Annotated in this window: 19 protein-coding genes; 3 read left to right on the plus strand and 16 right to left on the minus strand. The window is 63.7% G+C overall.

What is annotated here, in order from left to right:
• Complete coding sequence (locus M7H45_RS07875) at window positions 1-3,837, plus strand: translocation/assembly module TamB domain-containing protein (RefSeq protein WP_298215836.1); 3,837 nt, start codon at window positions 1-3, stop codon at window positions 3,835-3,837.
• Window positions 3,838-3,874: 37 nt separating this feature from the next.
• Here M7H45_RS07875 and M7H45_RS07880 read toward each other — a convergent pair whose 3' ends face one another.
• Genes M7H45_RS07880 through M7H45_RS07890 form a run of 3 tightly spaced genes read right to left on the minus strand, consistent with a single transcriptional unit; the run spans window position 3,875 to window position 6,630 of the window.
• Window positions 3,875-5,446 (minus strand): peptide chain release factor 3, encoded by a 1,572-nt coding sequence (locus M7H45_RS07880; protein WP_298215838.1) that lies wholly within the window; start codon window positions 5,444-5,446, stop codon window positions 3,875-3,877.
• Window positions 5,447-5,498: 52 nt separating this feature from the next.
• Entirely contained in the window at window positions 5,499-5,927 is a 429-nt protein-coding gene (locus tag M7H45_RS07885; RefSeq protein WP_298215840.1) for a VOC family protein, read from the minus strand.
• 16 nt (window positions 5,928-5,943) lie between these two features.
• Window positions 5,944-6,630, minus strand: coding sequence for an SDR family oxidoreductase (locus M7H45_RS07890; RefSeq protein ID WP_298215841.1), 687 nt, complete (start codon window positions 6,628-6,630; stop codon window positions 5,944-5,946).
• A 176-nt stretch (window positions 6,631-6,806) separates the two neighbouring features.
• Here M7H45_RS07890 and M7H45_RS07895 point away from each other — a divergent pair, with 176 nt between their 5' ends.
• Window positions 6,807-7,046 (plus strand): DUF2188 domain-containing protein, encoded by a 240-nt coding sequence (locus M7H45_RS07895; RefSeq protein WP_298215843.1) that lies wholly within the window; start codon window positions 6,807-6,809, stop codon window positions 7,044-7,046.
• Between the two features lie 65 nt (window positions 7,047-7,111).
• On the opposite strand, the gene M7H45_RS07900 is transcribed toward M7H45_RS07895, so the two are convergent.
• Genes M7H45_RS07900 through M7H45_RS07910 form a run of 3 tightly spaced genes read right to left on the minus strand, consistent with a single transcriptional unit; the run spans window position 7,112 to window position 9,633 of the window.
• Entirely contained in the window at window positions 7,112-7,954 is an 843-nt protein-coding gene (locus M7H45_RS07900) for a phosphatidylcholine/phosphatidylserine synthase (protein ID WP_298215845.1), read from the minus strand.
• Entirely contained in the window at window positions 7,951-8,640 is a 690-nt protein-coding gene (locus M7H45_RS07905) for a phosphatidylserine decarboxylase (protein WP_298215846.1), read from the minus strand. Before M7H45_RS07905 ends, M7H45_RS07900 begins: the two co-directional genes overlap by 4 nt.
• Window positions 8,641-8,658: 18 nt before the next feature.
• Window positions 8,659-9,633 carry an Ig-like domain-containing protein gene (locus tag M7H45_RS07910; RefSeq protein WP_298215847.1) on the minus strand — a complete coding sequence of 325 codons (975 nt, stop codon included), beginning with the start codon at window positions 9,631-9,633 and terminating at the stop codon, window positions 8,659-8,661.
• A 54-nt stretch (window positions 9,634-9,687) separates the two neighbouring features.
• Here M7H45_RS07910 and M7H45_RS07915 point away from each other — a divergent pair, with 54 nt between their 5' ends.
• Entirely contained in the window at window positions 9,688-10,248 is a 561-nt protein-coding gene (locus M7H45_RS07915) for a TIGR00730 family Rossman fold protein (protein WP_298215848.1), read from the plus strand.
• Here M7H45_RS07915 and M7H45_RS07920 read toward each other — a convergent pair.
• The 10 genes from M7H45_RS07920 to M7H45_RS07965 form a co-directional block, all read right to left on the minus strand.
• Entirely contained in the window at window positions 10,245-10,631 is a 387-nt protein-coding gene (locus M7H45_RS07920; RefSeq protein WP_298215850.1) for a flagellar biosynthesis repressor FlbT, read from the minus strand. The two genes, M7H45_RS07915 and M7H45_RS07920, sit on opposite strands and share 4 nt — an antisense overlap.
• A gap of 74 nt (window positions 10,632-10,705) precedes the next feature.
• A complete protein-coding gene (locus M7H45_RS07925) occupies window positions 10,706-11,758 on the minus strand; it encodes an acyltransferase (RefSeq protein ID WP_298215851.1) in 1,053 nt (350 codons plus the stop codon).
• Window positions 11,755-12,570, minus strand: coding sequence for a TIGR00282 family metallophosphoesterase (locus M7H45_RS07930; RefSeq protein WP_298215853.1), 816 nt, complete (start codon window positions 12,568-12,570; stop codon window positions 11,755-11,757). Before M7H45_RS07930 ends, M7H45_RS07925 begins: the two co-directional genes overlap by 4 nt.
• Window positions 12,567-13,025: a MaoC family dehydratase gene (locus M7H45_RS07935; protein WP_298215855.1), complete on the minus strand. Its 459-nt coding sequence runs from the start codon at window positions 13,023-13,025 to the stop codon at window positions 12,567-12,569. The genes M7H45_RS07930 and M7H45_RS07935 overlap by 4 nt, the downstream gene beginning before the upstream one ends.
• A 28-nt stretch (window positions 13,026-13,053) precedes the next feature.
• Window positions 13,054-14,148, minus strand: coding sequence for a DNA replication/repair protein RecF (recF, locus tag M7H45_RS07940; protein WP_298215857.1), 1,095 nt, complete (start codon window positions 14,146-14,148; stop codon window positions 13,054-13,056).
• Between the two features lie 239 nt (window positions 14,149-14,387).
• Window positions 14,388-15,341 (minus strand): glycosyltransferase family 2 protein, encoded by a 954-nt coding sequence (locus M7H45_RS07945; RefSeq protein ID WP_298215859.1) that lies wholly within the window; start codon window positions 15,339-15,341, stop codon window positions 14,388-14,390.
• A 10-nt stretch (window positions 15,342-15,351) separates the two neighbouring features.
• Entirely contained in the window at window positions 15,352-16,014 is a 663-nt protein-coding gene (locus M7H45_RS07950) for a sugar transferase (RefSeq protein WP_298215860.1), read from the minus strand.
• Between the two features lie 69 nt (window positions 16,015-16,083).
• A complete protein-coding gene (locus M7H45_RS07955; protein ID WP_298215862.1) occupies window positions 16,084-16,497 on the minus strand; it encodes a GtrA family protein in 414 nt (137 codons plus the stop codon).
• Window positions 16,498-16,531: 34 nt separating this feature from the next.
• A complete protein-coding gene (locus M7H45_RS07960; RefSeq protein WP_298215863.1) occupies window positions 16,532-17,821 on the minus strand; it encodes an adenylosuccinate synthase in 1,290 nt (429 codons plus the stop codon).
• Window positions 17,821-18,978, minus strand: a complete 1,158-nt coding sequence (locus M7H45_RS07965; RefSeq protein WP_298215864.1) for an ATP phosphoribosyltransferase regulatory subunit — start codon at window positions 18,976-18,978, stop codon at window positions 17,821-17,823. The genes M7H45_RS07960 and M7H45_RS07965 overlap by 1 nt, the downstream gene beginning before the upstream one ends.
• Between the last annotated feature and the right edge of the window lie 24 nt (window positions 18,979-19,002).

Genomic DNA, 19,002 nt, shown 5'->3' on the forward strand with positions numbered 1-19,002 from the left:
ATGCGCTGGCTCAAACGCGTTCTGCTCGGCCTGCTCTCCCTCCTGCTCCTGCTGGCCGCGCTCATCGCAGGAGTGGATATCGCCTTGAACAGCGAGGCGGGACGCATTGTCGCGGCGCGGCAGATTAATAAATATGCAGGGTCCATGGTCCGGATCAGCGGGCTCGGCGGGCATTTCCCCGCCGATATCAAGCTCGCCCGGCTGGATATTATGGACGGGCAAGGCGCCTGGCTGACGGGCGCGGGGCTGGAACTCAGATGGTCACCGCTCGCCCTGTTGCATGGAAATCTTGCCGTGCAGGCGCTCACCGCCCAGAGCCTCGCCGTGGCTCGCCCGCCCGCTTACCCGGCCGCGGCGAGGCAGAAAAAAGGCGGGGGGCTTTCCTGGCCGCCCTTGCGCATCCGGCTCGCCCGGCTGGAAATCACCACGCTCAGCCTGCCCGCCAGCCTCGCCGGGGCGGATACGAAGCTGCATGTCGCGGGCGCCGCCGACATCCATAATCTCCAAACCGCCAAGCTGGATCTGGACGCCGGGACGCCAGACCGGCAGGCCGAATACCGGCTTTCCGGCGCGCTGACGCCGGAGACCATCGCGCTTGCTTTGGCTCTGCAAGAGCCGCCGGGCGGACTGCTCGGCCATCTCGCCGGTGCCGGCATATCTCAGCCCTTGAGCGCCGGGATCACTATCGACGGCCCCCGCGACCATGCGCCGCTGACCGGCGCGGTGACATGGGGCCCGGCCCGGCTCAGCCTGGCGGGCACGCTCGGCCTCAATTTTCAGTCTCCCTCGGCGGACGTGACTCTCACGGTACCTGACCTCACGCCGGTCGCCGCTCTGGCGAGGCAGCGGCTGAGCGGCCGGCTAACCGTGAACCTCTGGGCGACCTCCCCGGATGCGGGCAAAACCGCCAGCGCGGCCCTGCGAGCCCAGGCGGATATCAGCCAGACCCCGTCCGGCATGAAGGAATTACTCACCGGCGAAACCCGCCTCAATGCCCAGGCCAAACTCGCGGACGGCGTTCTCGCCATTTCCAAGCTCACTTTGGATGGGCCGCAATTCAACGCCCAGGCCAGCGGCCAGCTCAGCCAAAAAACGATCGACCTTACTCTCAACGCCGCCCTGCCCCGCCTCGCCGCGCTGGCACCGCAGCTTACCGGCGCCATTGCCCTGAACAGCCATTTTTACGGCGATCCGGATGATTTATCGGCGGAGGCGGCGCTCACCGGCAACGCCACCGCGCCGGACGTACCCTCCGGCCCGTTCTCTTTCACCTTGAAGGCGGCGCATCTTCCCCAAACGCCGCGAGGCAGCCTCACCGGCGACGGCACGCTGGCAGGGTCACAACTGGCATTGGCCGCCGCCTTCGCCCGCGACGCCCAGGGCAATTTAAGCCTCGGCCTCACCCGCGCCGATTGGAAATCCCTGCGCGCCACCGCCCAATTGAGTCTGGCCGCGGGAGCCGCCCTGCCCACCGGCATCGCGCATTTCGCCCTCGCCTCGCTCTCAGACCTCGATTTGTTCACCGGGACCCGCCTGCAAGGAGCGGTCAAGGGCGATTTTTCCTACCAGACCGGGCGGAATTTTGGCCTGGACGTGACGGCGAAAAATCTTATCGCCCTCTCGAGCCTCGGTGCCATTAATGGCACGCTGAACGCCGAGGGCGAACCCGCCGCCCTGGGGGTGAAGCTGGACGCCAGCATCGCCCGGCTGATGTCCTATCCGGCGCGGCTCAGCCTGGCCGGCACGCTCAATCTTCCCGCCGCGAGCGCCCATCTCGCCAATCTCACGGCGCAATGGCGCGGAATTCCCGCCCGCCTCCTTGGCCCCGCCGATATCGAAACCCGGCCGGGCCTTACGGTGCATCACCTTAATCTGGCGCTGGGCAAGGGCAGCGTCGCGCTGGACGGAACACTCTCGCCCGGGTTGAACGCTCAAGCCGCGGTCAAGAATTTCGACCTCACAATGGCAAAGCTGGCTTTGCCCAGCATCGACGCGGCGGGTCTCGTCAATCTCACCGCCGACATCACCGGCACGCCCAAGGCCCCGCTCGGCAAACTCACCGTGAAAGCCAGCGGCCTGCGCTATATGAGCAAAGCCACCGCCGGTCTGCCCGCCATCGCTCTTTCCGGCACGGCGGCGCTCAAGGGCGGCAGCACCGATCTCGATCTTACCGCCGATGCTGGCGCGGCGGGTAATGTCACGGCGCGAGGCACCGTACCCTTCAGCCTTGCCGGGCCAATGAACCTCGCCCTCACCGCCCGGCTCAATCTCCAGCCCCTGAACCCCGCCCTCGCCGCGCAAGGGGTGGCTGCCACCGGCACGGTGAATGCCAGTGCCCAGCTGCGCGGCACGCCCCGAACCCCTTCCGGCCAGATCAGCCTCGCCGCGCGAAATCTCCACGCCACCACCGGCGGCGCCGCCGTGCTGCCTCCCGCCGCCATCAATGCCCGGGCCGATATCGCCAAGCAAAGCGCCGCGTTGAATTTGACCGTCAAAGCCGGGCAGGACATCGATCTGACCGCCAATGGCACCGCCCCGCTCAGCATGACGGGACCGCTCAACCTCGCCTTGGCAGGGCGGCTGGATCTGCGCGTGCTGGACCCTATCCTGTCCGCGAGCGGCACGCTGATTCGTGGCATTGTCACCACGCGCTTGCAGGTCACCGGCACACCGCGCGCGCCCATACCCAACGGAACTTTGCGTCTCGCCCAGGGCAGCGTGGCGGACATCCCCTCGGGTCTCAACCTCACCGCCATCAATGCCAGCCTCGCCGCCGCAAACCGGCTGATCACCCTGCAAAGCCTCTCCGCCACCGCGGGCAAGGGGAGCCTTACCGGCCACGGGACCATCGATGCCGGAGCGGCTTCCATGCCGGTCAATTTCGTTCTCAACGCGCATAACGCGACGCTGCTTTCCTCGGATCTCATAACCGAGACGCTCGACACCGCCCTTACTTGGCGGGGCGCGCTGAAAGGAAGCTCGCTCCTGGGCGGACGGATCGACATCCTCAAGGCGAACATCAACATTCCGAAATCCCTGCCACCCTCCGTCGCCAACCTGCCCATCCACAATGCCAGCGCTCCGCCGCCGCCAGCGCGGCCGCACCCGCCCGCCCCGCCCGTCAACCTGGCGCTCGACGTGCGCGCCAAAAACCAAATTTTCATCCGGGGCGACGGGTTGTTCGCGGAGCTGGGCGGCCACATCAAGGTGGGCGGCACGCTGGCGGACCCGCAACCCTCTGGCGGCTTCAAGCTGATCCGGGGCAATTTTTCTCTGGCAGGCAAGGCGCTGGAATTCACCTCCGGCCAGATTGAGTTCAATGGTGGCGGCTTTATTCCGGCGCTCGACCTGGAGGCGACCACGACGACCAGCAATAATGGCACCGCGACGCTGGTGGTGGGCGGCACCGCCGAAAAGCCGCAGATCACCCTGACCAGCTCGCCGCCCTTGCCCTCGGATGAAATTCTCGCCCAGTTACTTTTCGGGCAAAGCTCCTCCAGCCTGTCGCCCTTTCAGGCAGCCTCGCTGGCGGCGGCGTTGGCGCAGATCGCCGGGGTGGGCGGCGGGGCCAGCCCGCTCGATTCCGTACGCAACGCGCTGGGGCTGGACCAGCTTTCCATCGGCTCCTCCTCCACTGGCATGCCTTCCGTGCAGGCGGGGCGCTATGTCATGCCCGGCGTATATGTCGGCGCGAGCCAAGCCGCCAACGGCCAGGGCACCACCGCGAATGTCGAGATCAACCTTTATAAGGGATTGAAGCTTCAGACCTCCACCGGCACGGATAGTTCCGGCCAGGATGGCAGCAGCGTCGGGCTCAGCTATCAGTTCAATTATTGAGAGCAGCCTCCCGTGAGGCTGACCCGGTATATTCCGCTCAGCGCCGCTCCCGCGTGGCGGAAAAGACGAGTTCAGGAAAATTTTCCTTCATCCGGTTCAGTTCCCAGCCGTTGCGCACCATATAAACGGGCGCGCCGTCCCGGTCCTCGCTCACCGCGCTCTTGTTCATCTCGATGAAAAATTTCAGCCGCGCGGTATCGGCGGAGCTGATCCAGCGCGCCGTCTCGAACGGGGCAGGGTCGAAGGCGACCGGCACGTTGTATTCCTGCTCGATCCGGCTCGCCAGCACATCCAGTTGCAACATGCCGACCACGCCGACGATCCAGTCCGCGCCTGTCAGCGGGCGGAAGACCTGGGTAACACCCTCCTCCGCCAGATCCTCCAGCGCCTTGCGCATCTGCTTCGCCTTCATCGGGTCGGCCAGCCGCACGCGGCGGAGAATTTCGGGGGCGAAATCCGGTATCCCGGTGAAGCGTAGAGCCTCGCCCTCGGTTAGCGTATCGCCAACCCGCAGCGTGCCGTGATTGGGAATGCCGATGATGTCTCCCGGATAGGCTTCCTCCGCCAATGAACGGTCTTGGGCGAAGAAGAAGATCGGCGCCTGAATCGCCATCGGCTTGCCAGTCCGAGAATGCACGAGCTTCATGCCGCGTCTGAACCGGCCCGAGCAGATGCGGGTAAAGGCGATACGGTCGCGGTGCTGCGGGTCCATATTGGCCTGCACCTTGAAAACGAAACCGGTGACCTGGCCTTCCTCCGGCGCCACGGCGCGCGTATCCGCCGCGCGGGGCTGCGGCGGCGGCGCGTCCGCCACCAGCCCTTCCAGCAATTCCCGCACGGCGTAATCCTTTAAAGCCGAGCCGAAATAGACCGGGGTGAGATGCCCTTCCTCGAAGGCGGCGCGGTTGAACGTTGGATAAGCGGCGCGAATCAGCTCCACCTCCTCATCCAGCTGCGCCTTCTGCGCCAGCGGGATAGCGAAATCCGCCGCCTCCGCCGCCGTCTCGCCTGGCCGGCGGGCCGAGACCAGCCGGTCATGGCGCAAATCGTAGCAGCCCCGGAACAGCCCGCCCATGCCCACCGGCCAGACCATCGGGCAGATATCCAGCGCCAGCGTATCGGCGATCTCATCCAGCAGGGCGAACGGATTCTGCCCCTCCCGGTCGATCTTGTTGATGAAGGTGGTGATGGGAATATTACGAAGGCGGCAAACCTCGAAAAGCTTGCGGGTCTGCAGCTCGATCCCCTTCGCCGCGTCGATCACCATGACGGCGCTGTCCACCGCTGTCAGCGTCCGGTAGGTATCCTCGGAGAAATCCTCATGCCCTGGCGTGTCGAGCAGGTTGAACACCGCGCCGCCGAACTCGAAGGTCATCACCGATGAGGTAACGGAAATGCCGCGCTGGCGCTCGATCTTCATCCAGTCCGAGCGGGTGTTGCGGCGGTCTTGCCGCGCCTTGACCATCCCCGCCTCGCGAATGGCCCCGCCGAAGAGCAGCAGCTTCTCGGTCAGCGTCGTCTTACCGGCGTCGGGGTGGGAGATGATGGCGAAACTGCGCCGGGGCGGGATGCCCGATGCCGCCTCGCTTTGGTGCAGGGCTTGGTCCATCGCGGCGCTCTAGCAGGTTTCGTGGTGAAACCAAACGCCCAGCCGTGGGTGATTAATAATTCGCCCACAACCCCGGAGTGGCGAATTCCAGCACGTGCCCATCCGGGTCGGCGAAGTAGAGGCTGCGCCCGCCGGCTGGCCAGCGCATCTCTCCCAGCAGATTTACCCCCGCCGCGGCCAGCCGCGCGCGCCAGGGCTCGTAGCTTTCCGCCGGGATGGCGAAGGCCATATGCAACCGCCCCGCGCCCTCATGGCCGGGGATGACGCCGCCTTTTCCATGGATATCCTCCGCGGTCGTGCCGCGCTGGAACAATAGCACAACCCCTTGCCTCCCGGCATCGAAAGAGGTCAGCCGCTCGCCGCGCACCATGCAGCGCAGCCCGAGCAACCCCTCATAAAACGCGACGGCCCGCGCCATCTCCGCCACATAGAGGGAAGTTTCGAGTATCCCGCTGATGGGCGGCGCGCCATCCCCGCTCATATCATCCCTCCTTTGTCTACCAGGGGATGATCTTGCCCCGGTAATCCAGAAATTCGTGTCCGCCTTTGCCGGCGCGAGATTCCAAAACGTCCGCCATGCCGCGGACGCTGGTTTCCACATCCAGCGGCGCGTTGGGGCCGCCCATATCCGTGCGCACCCAGCCGGGATGGAGATTGATGATGGTGAGATAGTCGTGCGCGGCGGCAAAGGAGCGGGTGAGCCGGTTGAGCATCGCCTTGCTGGCGCTATAGAGCACACTGCCGTCATTGGCGTTGAGCTCCAGGCTGCCAAGGGCCGAGGACATGAAGGCGATAACCCCCGTCTCCGGCCGGAGCAGCGGCGCCAGGCGTTCGGCCAGCCGCACCGGGGCGACAGCATTGGTCATTATCAGATGCGAAATCTCCTCGGCCGTCGCGTCGCTCAGCCCCCGGCCCTGCGGGCCGTAAATGCCGGCATTCAGCACGATGACATCAAACTGGCGGTCCTGCATCCGGGCAAGAAACGCCTCGGTAAGATGCGGATTGTTGATGTCCAGCGTATCCATCGTCAATTGCTCGTAATAATCCTCCAACCCCGCGCCGGTGATGGCGGCGCGCACCGTGGCGGTCACATGATAATCGCGCCGGAGAAACTCCTTTAAAAAACCAAGCCCCAACCCGCGTGAGGCGCCGATGACCAAAGCGGTCTTTCTTTCCGTTTTCACGCTTGCCGCCACTCCTTCCGTATTATGTTAAAAATGAAGTGCGTCTGCCTCCGCAACGCAAGGGAGCGGCGTAATAATATTGGCGTCCTGACCCGATGGCTTGATCCGGATCATGGAAAGCCCCGATCCGCGACCTATATTGAAACAAGGTTAGCGATGAGGAGTGGAAGCGCCGCATGACCACCGCGCATTACAAAATCGTCCCGCATGATGGCGGCTTCGCCTATACGCTGAACGGTAGTTTTTCAGAAACATTCGCCACTCGCGAGGCGGCGCTCGCCGCGGCGCGCGCGGTGGCCGCTGAGCAACGCGTCCCTGGCGAGACCACTCTCATTATGTATGAGACTTCGGACGGCAGCTGGCATACGGAAACCTCCCTCGGCACCGACAGGCCCGAAACCGAGGTGGAAGGCTGACGCGGCTCAGACCCGCGCCTCCAGCAGGGCTTATCTCCGCCGTTGCCGCTTATGGCGGGCGCGCTTCACTTGCTCGAGTCGCCCTCGCTGCCCCGCCCCGCCACCAGGCCCGCGCGCCAGGCCGCGGCCTCACGCGCCAGCTTGCGGTAGCTGCGCAGGGAAAAGGGCAGCATGACGACATAAGCCAACCCCGCCAGCGCTCCGGCACTATAGGGATCCGCGAAAACCAGCGCCGCGAAGACCACCACGCCCAGAAGCAGCGGCAAAATCTCCGCCGCCGGAATTTTGAAATTCTTGAAGCTCCAAACCGGCAGGGTGGAGACGCAAAGCAATGCCACCCCCACCATCACCGCCCCGGTGAAAAGCGGGTAGCTGACCAGCGCTTGCAGGCCGAACAGCCCATGCTCCCCAGCCGCGAGGCCGAGAAAAAGCGGGCAGAGGACCAGCAAAGCTCCGGCGGGAGCGGGCACGCCGGTGAAAAAATTTTGCGCGAAGGCGGGTTTGGGCGCGCTGTCCAACGTGGCGTTGAAGCGCGCCAGACGTAGCGCCATGGCGGAGGTGAACATCAAGGGCGGCAGAAAGCCGATCGCCCCCCAGGGTTCCAGAGACCAGATATAAAGCAGCAGCGCCGGGGCGATGCCGAAACAGAGAAAATCGGCGAGCGAGTCGAACTCCGCACCAAAGCGGGACGTCGCCTTGAGCAGCCGTGCCAGCCGTCCATCCAGCCCATCGATCACGCCGGAGACGGAAACGGCCAATACCGCCGCGCCATAACGGCCGTCCAGTCCCAGCCGGATGGAGGAAAGGCCGATGCATAAACCCAGCAGCGTCATCAGATTGGGCAGCACCCGGTTGAAGCTGAGCCCGGCGAGACGCTGCCGCCGGGGCAGAACGCCAGCCGGTTTCATATCACGGCGGGCAGAGGCTCGGGCAATTCGGCAATCACCGTCTCCCCGCCGATCATGCGCTGGCCCACCGCCACCAGCGGCGCCGCGCCATGAGGAAGATAGATATCGGTCCGGGAACCGAAGCGGATGATGCCGATGCGCTGCCCGGCCAACAGGGCCTGGCCTTCGGCAATGTCACATATTATGCGCCGTGCGATCAGCCCGGCGATCTGCACCACCACCAGCTCCTGCCCAAACGGGGTGCGCAGCAGGATGGAATTACGCTCGTTATCATCGCTCGCCTTGTCTTCGGCGGCGGAGAGAAACAGCCCCCGATGATAGGCGATTTTCTGCACCATGCCGGCAATCGGGGCGCGGTTGACATGCACATCCAGCACCGAGAGGAAAATCGCGACGCGCAGGCGCGGCTCTGGCGTCAAGCCCAGCTCGGCCGGTGGCACCGCCTCCATGATGCTCACCACCAGCCCATCCGCCGGAGCGAGAACCGCATTGGCGCGCGGCGGCGGCACGCGCTCAGGGTCGCGGAAGAAATAGAGGCAGAACAGGGTGAAGAGCAGGCCGAGCCAGGCGAGTGGCTTCCAGAACAACAGCCCGAGCAGGGCTACCACCACGCCGCCGGCGATAAACGGATACCCCGCCTTATGAGGCGGGCTCAGAACCGATTTGACCGTATCTTTCAAATTCATATCAAAAACCCGTGACGCTCAGCGCGCCTGTTGCGGCGGCAGGGAGAATTTCTGCCCCGGAAAAATGAGATCAGGGTCACGGATTTGCCCCGCATTGGCGGAATAGATCAGCGAATACCGGACCCCGTGGCCATAGACGCGCCGGGCGATCATCCAGAGATTATCACCAGGAACGATAACCACCTGGCCTTCCCCCAGCGCGGGGGAGAGCGTCTCAGGCGCGAAAGGCACGCTCACCTCGGGCAATGCAGCGCCGCTGCCGGTGGTTGCCTTCAGCGTGATCATCCCCGGCCCGGCGGGCACCGGCGCCTGGAGATGCCAATGCCCATTGGCGTCGGCCTGGGCAATACCGAGCGTCTTGCCCCCTTGCGTCACCGCCACGCGGGCTCCCGCAGGGCTGGCGCCGCTGAAAATGGCATGGCCCGTGGCATCATAATCCACCGCCCCCATGCCAAGTTCGCCCGGCTGGGGACCCTGCCCGCTCACCACGGCGCTGCCACCAGGGCCGGAGATGACGGCGAGCGCCTGCCCGCCATGGCCGGGCAGGTTGATGGAAGCGCTCTGCTCACCCTCTATGATGTTTCCATCCGGCAGAGTCTCGGAGAGGGTGATTTCATGCTGGCCGGGAGGAAGCGGCTTAGACGGCAGCAATACAAAAGCGCCGCGCGTATCCGCCTTGGCGGCACCGAGCACGGCGTTTCCATCCTTCACCGTCACCGTGGCGCCCGGCATGGCGCGTCCGGCCAGCACGGCATTGCCCGCCGCATCCACGCGCACGATGTCAAACCCCGGCGGGGCGGGGCCACGCGTCTGCGGCTTGGAGACCGGCGCGGCGGGCGGAAGCGCCGGGATCGGCTGCTGCCGGCGGAGATGCAAGACGAGCACCAGGCCATTCGCCAGCGCCAGCAAAACCAGCAGGACGAGCAGGGCGAGGCGCCAGCCCGGCCGTGGCGGCGCCGCGCCGGGGTGGTGTGAAACGGGGTTGCTTGCCATGGCGGTCCCAGCCTGCCACGAACGGGCCAGAACTGGAAGCGAGGCAGAGATTCGATGGGCAGTTTTTCCGTCACCGTGTTTTGCGGCTCCAATCCGGGAGCCGACCCGGCCTATGCCGAATCTGCCCGCGCGCTGGGAACGGGGCTGGGCGGGCGTGGCATGCGCCTCGTCTTCGGGGGGGGCCATGTCGGACTCATGGGCATTACGGCGGGGGCGGCGCTGGCGGCGGGCGGCGAGGTTACCGGCATCATTCCGGATTTTCTCCGCCAGCGCGAGGTGGAAATGCAGGGCCTCACCGAGCTGATCGTCACGGATTCGATGCACACCCGCAAGCGCCGCCTTTTTGCTCTGGCTGATGCCTTCGTGGTGATGCCGGGCGGCCTCGGCACCTATGATGAAACCTTCGAAATCCTCACCTGGAAACAGCTCGGCCAGCACGCCAAACCGATCATCATCGTCAATATTCTCGCCTGGGCCGCGCCCTTCCTGGCAATGGTCGAGGAAACGGTAAAGCGCGGCTTTGCCCGGCCGGAGGTTTTGAATCTCTACGAGGTGCAGCCGGATGTACCCGCGTTATTCACGCGGCTGGAGGCACTGCGCGGTGTGAGTGCCTAGGACTTGAATTTTTCCTCGGCCCGGACCATGCCACGCGCATATTTCAGCGCCTCGAACCCGGTTTCCGCCGCGATCAACGATAGCAATGCCGCCCAAGCCGCCTTCTCTGCTTCCGGCGCCGCCGCCAATTCAGCGGTAGCGGCCTCCTTCGCCCCGGCCAGCGCGGCCACGCGCTCCTCTTCCGGCCCGATATAGGCTTGCTGTAAAGCGAAATAGACCCGCCGTGCCGGCGTCACAGCGTCTTCCACCTGCATGATTTGTTTGCCGAACAGAAAACGGGCGTGATTATTCAGTTCAAGCCGGGCGCGGGTCTTGAAACGGATGACCGCGCCGTTGAGAATCATCGATTCGCCCTGTTTTAGTTCCAGGATCAGTGAAGACATGCCATCCAGCCCGTTTGCTCACACCACGTCTCTCTGTGTGCCGCAACGAGCTTAATATTCGGTGAATGCCAAAATCACACGACCTCTTTTAGATAGGGCACGCGCTTCCAAACCAGGATGATGGGAAAAGCAACGCAAAAGATCAGCGCGGCGTTGACCGGCGGCCCGATGACGATTTGCCGCGCCACCATCACCCCAAATCTTTGCAGCGCCAAAAAAACGCACCAATGGATGAGGTAGATTCCAAAGGAGCAATCACCCAGCGCCATGATCAGACGGCGCGCTCTGACTGAGAGCCTGGCCAGATCAAAACCCATGAACAGGTTGAACATCGCGAAGGAGGAGAGGAAAATAAAGAGCGACGTGTATTGATACCAGAATTCGTTCGGTCCGCCTTGGTGGCGGGCGAATTTCACCGCCAGCGCCATGTTCAAGCCACAAAGCAGTACATAAAGGCCCGCCGCCGCCCAGGGCTTCATATCGCGGATGAGAAATGGCGCGCAGAGACCGAACAGCAAAAACGAGGGCAGAGTAAAATCGAATTGATTGAGCGGAGACAGGTCGAGATGAATGAAGCCGAACCCGTTCAAAAAACCATTCAACGAGGGCAGAATGATAGAAAACACGAAGATCAGCAAAACGGGCAGTCTTTGCCTTCCGGCTTCTCCCTGTCTGGCATAGGCCAGCAATAGGGGTAAAAGCGCCGCGTAACCGGTAAAAACGGGCAGGAACCAAAGGTGAAAATTCGTCGTATCGAGAAACATGCGGCGAATGATTTCGGTCTCAGGATGAATATGGTTCACATAGGCGTAAACCAGCGACCAGAAAAGAAACGGTAACACGACCCGTTTCAACGTCTTGAGAGGCGGCCTGGGCTGATCGCGATTGATCTGGAAATAAGCCGATATGATGAAGAAGCAGGGAACACAAAAATGGGAGAAGGCATAATAAAAATTTGGCACGAGCCAGAGGCGGGGATGCGCCTTCATCAAGGTCTCATCATAGTAATATCCCATCGTGCAATGGATGAGAATCACGGCGTAAATCGCGCAGGCCCGCAGCAACTCGATATTGACGTTATCCCGCCTCTTGCCGGCGGGAGCGGCCTGCATTGCCAGCTCTGTCATGCGTCCGGCATCACGGGCGCCAGCCTGCCGCCCAGGCGCAGCGGTGAAATCCGCCGCGCGAGGCCAGTCGCATCATCCGTTTCCACAAAGGCGCCGCACAGCGTGGCCTCACCTTCCGCCGGGCTCAGCTTTTCTCCCGGCATTTTGCGAATGAACCGGCCAAGCGCGGCGCCCGTCTGCATGCCGATCACCGAATCGTAATCGCCGCTCATACCGAGATCGGTGACATAGGCGCTGCCGCCCGGAAGAATCTGATGGTCCGCCGTCGGCACATGGGTATGGGTGCCGGTGACGGCGCTCACCCGTCCATCGAAAGCATGGGCGAAGGCCATTTTTTCCGAGCTCGCCTCGGCGTGGATATCGAGCAGGATCGCCTGCGCTGTCACCCCCAACCGATGGCGGGTGAGCAATTCCTCCACGGCACGGAACGGGCAATCGAGCGGCTCCATGAAGAGCCGGCCCATCGCCTGCGCCGTCAGCACCTTGCGCCCATCCGCCAGGGTGGCGAGATAGGCGCCCTCGCCGGGCGTGCCGGGGGGAAAATTCAGGGCGCGCAGCAGCCGTCTCTCCGTGGCGATATACGGGATGATCTCCCGGCGGTCCCAGGCATGGTTGCCAAGTGTGATCACATCCGCCCCGGCGGCGAAGAGCGCCTCCGCCATCTCCGGCGCCAGGCCGAAACCGTGCGAGGCGTTCTCCGCGTTCACCGCCACGAAATCGAGCCGCAGCCGCGCGCGCAGGACGGGAATATGCTTGAGCGCCGCCTCCCGGCCCGAGCGGCCGAGCAGATCGCCGATGAGCAGAAGCCTCACGGGACCGAGGCTCCACGCGCGAAGACCAGCACGCTGGCGGTAAAATCCTGAAGCACCTCGCCCTTCTGGTTACGGGTCTGGGTACGGATGGTCACCATCCCCCGGTCCGGCTTGGAGCGCGAGGGTTTGATTGCCATCACCCGGCTTTCGACATGCAGCACGTCACCCGGGCGGGTCGGGCGCGGCCAGCTTACCTCCCCCCCCGCGCCGATGATCCCTTCCGCCAGCGGGATGGCGGCAACGAGCAGCTTCATGCTGATCGCCATGGTATGCCAGCCGCTGGCGGCAAGGCCTTGGAAATAACTCTCCTTCGCCGCCGCCTCATCGATATGAAAAGGCTGCGGGTCGAACTGCTTGGCGAAGGCGATGATCTGCTCCGCATCGAGCGTATGCTCGCCGCTGCGGAACTCGTCGCCCACCGCCAAATCTTCCAGATATAATTTCCGCCCGCTCATTCGCTGTCTCCAAGCCGCCCGGGGCCATTCACGCCTCGGCCAAAATCTCCCCTTCCCGGATCATATATCGGGCCGCCGCGCAACCCGCGAAGGGCTCCAGATCCGTGCCGGTCATCCAGGCCGGGACATCCGCCCCCGCCAGGGCGGCGAAAAGCGCCCGCCGCCTGGCGATGTCCAGATGCACCAGCGGCTCGTCGAGCAATAACAAAGGCGGCTGGCCACGCGCCGCCGCGATCAACGCGGCATGGCCGAGAATGGTGCCAAGGAGCATCGCCTTTTGCTGGCCCGTGGAGGCGAGCGCCGCGGGCTGCCCCTCCGCGTCGGCCATCAGGAGATCGGTCCGGTGCGGCCCGTACCCGGCCCGGCGCGCCTGGGCGTCGGTGGCACGGCTGGCCGCGAGCGCCCCGCGCAGCCAGTCCTCGACATCCAGAGCCGGAGCGGCTCCCAGCCGCGCACCAATGAGACAATCCAACGCCAGCCGCACCAGGGGAAACGGCGCCGCCGCCCCCGCCGCCAGCGTGGCGTTGAGGCGGGCAATGAGGGCAAGCCGCGCCGCCGTCGCCGCCACGGCATGCCGGGCCATCGCGTCCTCCAGCCCCGCGAGCCAGCGGGCATCCGCCCTGGCCTCACCCAGGAGCCGGTTGCGCTGGGCGGCGGCGTTTTCGAACGCGGCGATTTGCCGGGCATGAAAGGGTTCCAGCGCCACCACCAGCCGGTCGAGAAAGCGACGCCGGCCCGAGGCGGAATCGGTGAACAACCGGTCCATCTGCGGGGTGAGCCACACGGCGGCGAGCTGCTCCGCCACCTCTGATTGCGTCCGCGGCTTCACCCCGTTCAGCCGGAACTCCCGCCGGTCCGGGCCTTGGGCGGCTCCGCCGGTGCCGATCTCCAGCCCATCAGCGAAGCGCGCCGCCACCGCCCACCTTCCGGCACCGCCGCGCCGCGCCAGAGCCGCACCGGGCGCACCGCGCAAGCCCCGCCCCGGCACGAGCAGCGACAAGGCTTCGAGCAGGTTGGTCTTACCCGCGCCATTCGGCCCGGCGAAGACCAGTCGCCGCTCCCCAGGCGCGAAACGCAGCGCGGCGTAGGAACGGAAATCAGTTAGGGAAAGAGAAACGATCATGTATTAGAAATAAAAGCTTCAACCCTCTCTCATGAGGCGAAGCTGGGGCGCTAAACCAAAATTGGGTAAAGCCTTCCTTCTTAGGCCGAAAAATTGTCAGTGCCCACGTATCCCTTGGCGAGTTAAGCCGTTTAGCGCGGGGTATCCGTAACCACAATGGGGGGATGTAGCAGGATCATGCCCCTCGCGGGTGGTAGAGAAGCGGCGATTTGGCGGCGTTCGCTACCGTCTTTTTCAAATCAGCGCGCACAGGCCCTCAACAAACGCGAGAACAGCGGGGCCTGGTGTCTCACCTCATGCCGCTTGATATAATCGCGCATCAGCCGGGGCATGGTGCGCACTTCTGCGATAGGTGCGGTCATGCCCTGCCTTATGCCATCCCAAGCCGCCTTCAGGCGGGCATGCCGCGCGGCCACCAAGCCATAGCCCAAAATACGGGGGGAAAGGGTCAGCCATGATTGCCCCCATTTCCGGCCAATGATGAGGCGGTTGCGGATGAAATGCCTTGTTCTCTCATCCTGCCAACGCAGCCGCGCCTCTACGGCGGAAGTATGAATCACGCTCAACCCGCCATCATAGAGAATACGCCACCCGCGGGAAATCGCGGACAAACAGAAATCATATTCTTCCCAAGCGAAAAAGAAGCTTTCATCATACCCGCCCACGGCCTGCCAAGCCGCGCGGCGGATGGCATGGCCAGCGCCGACAAAGCGTGTCACCTCGAACCGCCCGCGCAAGCGCGGCAGCAAGGTTGGAGAATATCCCCAGCATCCTAAATCCGGCGCCTGCCCATCCGCCGCGAGAATGCAAAACGCGAGCGCACCGAGATCAGATTCACGCTGAAAGCGCCGCACGGCGCCCGCCACAACCTTGTTATCAGCAAACCGGGCATCATTATCCAGCCCCACCAGAATCTGACCATGGCCAAACCCGGCTAGCCGATTACGCCCTCCCGCCACGCCATGATTGGCGCTGGCGGCATAAAGCGCGAAATTGCGGGTTTTACCAAAACGCTCAATCAATTCCCGCAACATTTCCGGGCTGGACCCCTGATCGAGCACGGAAACATGAAACTCCCCGCCGCGCTGCCCCAAAGCCGAAGCAATCGCCTCTTTGGTTTCAGCCGGCCGGTTCAGTGAGAGGATGATGATATCCGCGTCATAAGCGCCGGGTGGCGGTCGCGCGCCCGCCACCAGCCTTATCTCAGACCGCACCGCCCTGCCCAACCAATACCGGCAAGGTCTGCAGCAGGATGGCGGCATCCAGCCCCCACGACCAGTTTTGGATATATTCGAGATCGCTGGCCAACCGGCTTTCCAGGGCGCGAAGATGCCTGGTTTCGCCGCGCTGTCCGCGTATCTGAGCCAAACCCGTCATCCCAGGCCTTACACGGTAGCGGAGCGGGTAAAGCGCCAAAGCGGCGTCGAAGCGCACCCCCTCCACCGTGGTTTCCGGCGCGTGCGGGCGCGGGCCAACCAAAGACATTTCACCCCGCAACACATTAATCAACTGAAGAAGCTCATCTAATGAAAGGCGGCGGAGCCACCTCCCCACGGGGGTGGCACGTTCATCGTCTGGCCTGGCTTGCTCAAACGGCGCCCCGGGATCGTGCCGCATGGTTCGGAATTTCAGCAATATAAAGGGTTGCCCGCCCGCTCCGATGCGAAGCTGCCGGTAAATAACAGGTCCTGGTCCGCTCAGCCAAACCAGGATGGCGAGTATCCCCAACACTGGCGCGAGCATGATCAATAAAACGAGAGATAAAACCAGATCCTGCCCGCGTTTCAAACACTGGGCCCCGTCTTTTACAATGTAAGGTTGCAATCTTCCGTAAGGAAAGACCTCTGCCGCCGTCCCCGCCTGCATTTTAACCTCCCGATTCCGTTTGACGGAAGCCAATGGGATCGTCTTGAGACCCACAAACTTAGGTTGTGCTTAACGGAAAACCAGTGTTTTGGAAAGAAAATAGTTAAAAACCAAACCCGCCATCGACCCCGCGGCGATACCAATGACCGGATGTTCTACGACCAATGGCCAAAACGCTACGAGCAGAAAAAATGTGCCGCGATTAGCGACGAAACCCACGGCATTCGCGGCGAGGAATTTACCCCATTGGATATGCATGGGGGCGTGCTGGATCTCGCGAAACGTCCAGATTCGGTTGATAAACCAGTTAAACGTGGCCGCGACCACAAAGCCACACGTGCCCGCGACATAAAGATTTACATGGGGCCTCAACAGGTAAACCGTTCCGGTATCCCATAAAAATCCCAAGGTACCGACCGTTGCAAAGCGAAGAAAGGCTTCGCTGAGCCCAATACGGGAAACGCGCCGTATCAGCTCATCCAATAGCTTCAAAGGGAGCAGGGCGCGTGGTCGCGGGTTAGCTGGCAAATGGGTCTTGCATCAGAATGGTGTCATCCCGCTCCGGACTCGTGGAGAGCAAGGTCACGGGCGCCTCCACCAATTCCTCGATGCGTTTGACGTATTTAATCGCCGCCGCGGGTAGATCCGCCCAGGAGCGCGCCCCGCGCGTGCTGCCGCTCCACCCTTCCAGACTCTCATAGACCGGGCGCGCCCGTGCCTGGGCGCCCATCGCGGCGGGAAGATACGAGTAGGCCTCACCGTTAATGGTATAACCCGTGCACAGCTTTAATTCTTTGAAACCATCCAGAACATCCAGCTTGGTGAGCGCCAAGCCCTGGATCCCGCCTACCTTCACCGCTTGCCGCACCAGGGCGGCGTCAAACCAGCCGCAGCGTCGCTTGCGCCCCGTCACCGTGCCGAATTCATGGCCGCGTTCACCCAAAAGCCGCCCGGTTTCGTCATCAAGCTCGGTGGGAAACGGCCCGGCGCCAACCCTCGTGCAATAAGCCTTGGCGATACCAAGCACACGCCCCGCCGCGTCAGGTCCCATCCCGCTGCCTGAGCCCGCCGTGCTGGCGACGGTATTGGACGAGGTGACGAATGGATAAGTTCCATGGTCAACGTCGAGCATCACCGCCTGGGCGCCCTCGAACAAGATTTTCTTGCCCTTTGCCTTGGCCTGGGCCAGCCGCTCCCATACCGGCTCGGCATAAGGCAGCAGGCGCGGCGCAAGACGAAGCAATTCCGCCAGCAGCGAGTCCTTATCGAAGGTGGCCGCGCCCAGCCCCGCCAAGAGCGTGTTGTGATGTAATAATAATTCGTCCAGCTTGGCAGCCAGCGTGTCCGGCTCCGCCAGATCGCAGACGCGGATCGCCCTCCGCGCCACCTTGTCCTCATAGGCCGGGCCGATCCCACGCCCGGTCGTGCCGATCTTGCGGTCCCCGCGCGCCGCCTCGCGCGCGGAATCCAGCGCCGCATGCAACGGCAGAATCAGGGGCGCGTTTTCGGCTATACGCAACGTCTCAGGCGTGACCTTCAACCCCTGCGCCGAAACCCGCTCGATTTCCGCTAAGAGCGCATGAGGATCCACCACCACGCCGTTGCCGATAATGCCGAGCTTTCCGTTGACCACACCGGAAGGCAACAGAGAGAGTTTATAAGTCTGGTTGCCCACCACCAAGGTATGCCCAGCATTGTGCCCGCCCTGGAAGCGCACCACGATATCGGCGCGGCTGGCCAGCCAGTCCACCACCTTACCCTTACCCTCATCGCCCCATTGGGCTCCGATGATCGTCACATTGGCCATTATGTTTTTTCCGTTTCCTCCAAGAGCGCCTGGATTTTGCCGTCCTGCAGCAAATGGCTGCAATAGAGCCGGCGGGCTTCCCTCTCCGGCGCCGAATTAGGCGCTAGCCCCGCCACGGTGGCGTAGCCCTGGGAACGCGCGGCGGCGGCCTCCGCCGGGCTAGTGCCAAAAGGCAGGTAAAGCCGGAAGCGCAGCGCCATGGGCCGGGCCAGCCGTATGATCCGTTCAGGATAGAGAGTAATGCCGGTGGCGGGCTCCGCGTCACCACATAAATACCGCCCGCCCCGGCCCAGCTCCATTTGCTGGCCTGTCGCGAAAATCGTCATCGCGACGCCCGTATGGTAGCGATACCCGCGAAATTCCACCGGGTCCACCGTCAGCTTCACCTCCGGCAACACGGCACGCACCGCCTTCACCGTTTCAGCCAGGCGTTCGGCCTGGGAGCGAACCGCCTCTGGCAACCCAGCCGCCAGCAGCGCCGGCACGGCGCGGGCGGCGGGACCGCTCGCCTCCAGCAATTTCAACAACAATCCGGCCTGGGCGCCGCCGAGTTCGGCCACGGCTGCCGCGTCTTTGCGGTCAAGCGCGTGGGCAAGGTCAAAATGAAGGGGCGCGGGCAATTCATCCAGCAACATCGGCGCCAGCCGGGGAATGGTAAGATCGACGGAAAGATCTTCCAGCCCCACCGCCTTCAGCGCGGCGATGGCGGTGAGTATGATTTCGGCATCGGCCGCCGCCAGGTCAGGGCCGATCAGCTCGATCCCCGCCTGGGAAAGCTGGCGTTCGGGCTGCATCTGGGTGCCGCGTACCAACAGCACCGGCCCGCAATAGGCAAGTCGCAGCGGGCGCGGCGCGTCCGCCAGCCGGCTGGTCGCCAGCCGGGCGATTTGCGGCGTGGTATCGGCGCGCAATCCCATCATCCGCTGGCTTTCCGGATCCATCAGCCGGAAGGTCTGCTCCGCCGTCGCGGCGCCAGACCCGGCGAACAAGGAGTCCTCGAATTCCAGCAAGGGCGGTGTCACCCGCTCATACCCGTGCGCGGCGAAGCAATCCATGATCACCTCGGCGGAGCGGGCCTGCCGTTCGGCCTCGGGCGGCAAAATATCCGCGAGGCCGGCAGGCAGCAGGGCAGGATGGGCGTTCGGCGTCTCGTTCATGGCAACCAGGTTGATGCGGGCGGC

Origin of the sequence: Acidocella sp. (assembly GCF_027352905.1) — a bacterium.
Classification (GTDB): domain Bacteria; phylum Pseudomonadota; class Alphaproteobacteria; order Acetobacterales; family Acetobacteraceae; genus Acidocella.

Bases quoted from the DNA above. Each gene is read 5' to 3' on its own strand.
- M7H45_RS07875 (WP_298215836.1), top strand. From the start codon at position 1: ATGCGCTGGCTCAAACGCGTTCTGCTCGGCCTGCTCTCCCTCCTGCTC.
- M7H45_RS07880 (WP_298215838.1), bottom strand. From the start codon at position 5,446: ATGGACCAAGCCCTGCACCAAAGCGAGGCGGCATCGGGCATCCCGCCC.
- M7H45_RS07885 (WP_298215840.1), bottom strand. From the start codon at position 5,927: ATGAGCGGGGATGGCGCGCCGCCCATCAGCGGGATACTCGAAACTTCC.
- M7H45_RS07895 (WP_298215843.1), top strand. From the start codon at position 6,807: ATGACCACCGCGCATTACAAAATCGTCCCGCATGATGGCGGCTTCGCC.
- M7H45_RS07900 (WP_298215845.1), bottom strand. From the start codon at position 7,954: ATGAAACCGGCTGGCGTTCTGCCCCGGCGGCAGCGTCTCGCCGGGCTC.
- M7H45_RS07905 (WP_298215846.1), bottom strand. From the start codon at position 8,640: ATGAATTTGAAAGATACGGTCAAATCGGTTCTGAGCCCGCCTCATAAG.
- M7H45_RS07910 (WP_298215847.1), bottom strand. From the start codon at position 9,633: ATGGCAAGCAACCCCGTTTCACACCACCCCGGCGCGGCGCCGCCACGG.
- M7H45_RS07915 (WP_298215848.1), top strand. From the start codon at position 9,688: ATGGGCAGTTTTTCCGTCACCGTGTTTTGCGGCTCCAATCCGGGAGCC.
- M7H45_RS07920 (WP_298215850.1), bottom strand. From the start codon at position 10,631: ATGTCTTCACTGATCCTGGAACTAAAACAGGGCGAATCGATGATTCTC.
- M7H45_RS07925 (WP_298215851.1), bottom strand. From the start codon at position 11,758: ATGACAGAGCTGGCAATGCAGGCCGCTCCCGCCGGCAAGAGGCGGGAT.
- M7H45_RS07935 (WP_298215855.1), bottom strand. From the start codon at position 13,025: ATGAGCGGGCGGAAATTATATCTGGAAGATTTGGCGGTGGGCGACGAG.
- recF (WP_298215857.1), bottom strand. From the start codon at position 14,148: ATGATCGTTTCTCTTTCCCTAACTGATTTCCGTTCCTACGCCGCGCTG.
- M7H45_RS07950 (WP_298215860.1), bottom strand. From the start codon at position 16,014: ATGCAGGCGGGGACGGCGGCAGAGGTCTTTCCTTACGGAAGATTGCAA.
- M7H45_RS07960 (WP_298215863.1), bottom strand. From the start codon at position 17,821: ATGGCCAATGTGACGATCATCGGAGCCCAATGGGGCGATGAGGGTAAG.
- M7H45_RS07965 (WP_298215864.1), bottom strand. From the start codon at position 18,978: ATGAACGAGACGCCGAACGCCCATCCTGCCCTGCTGCCTGCCGGCCTC.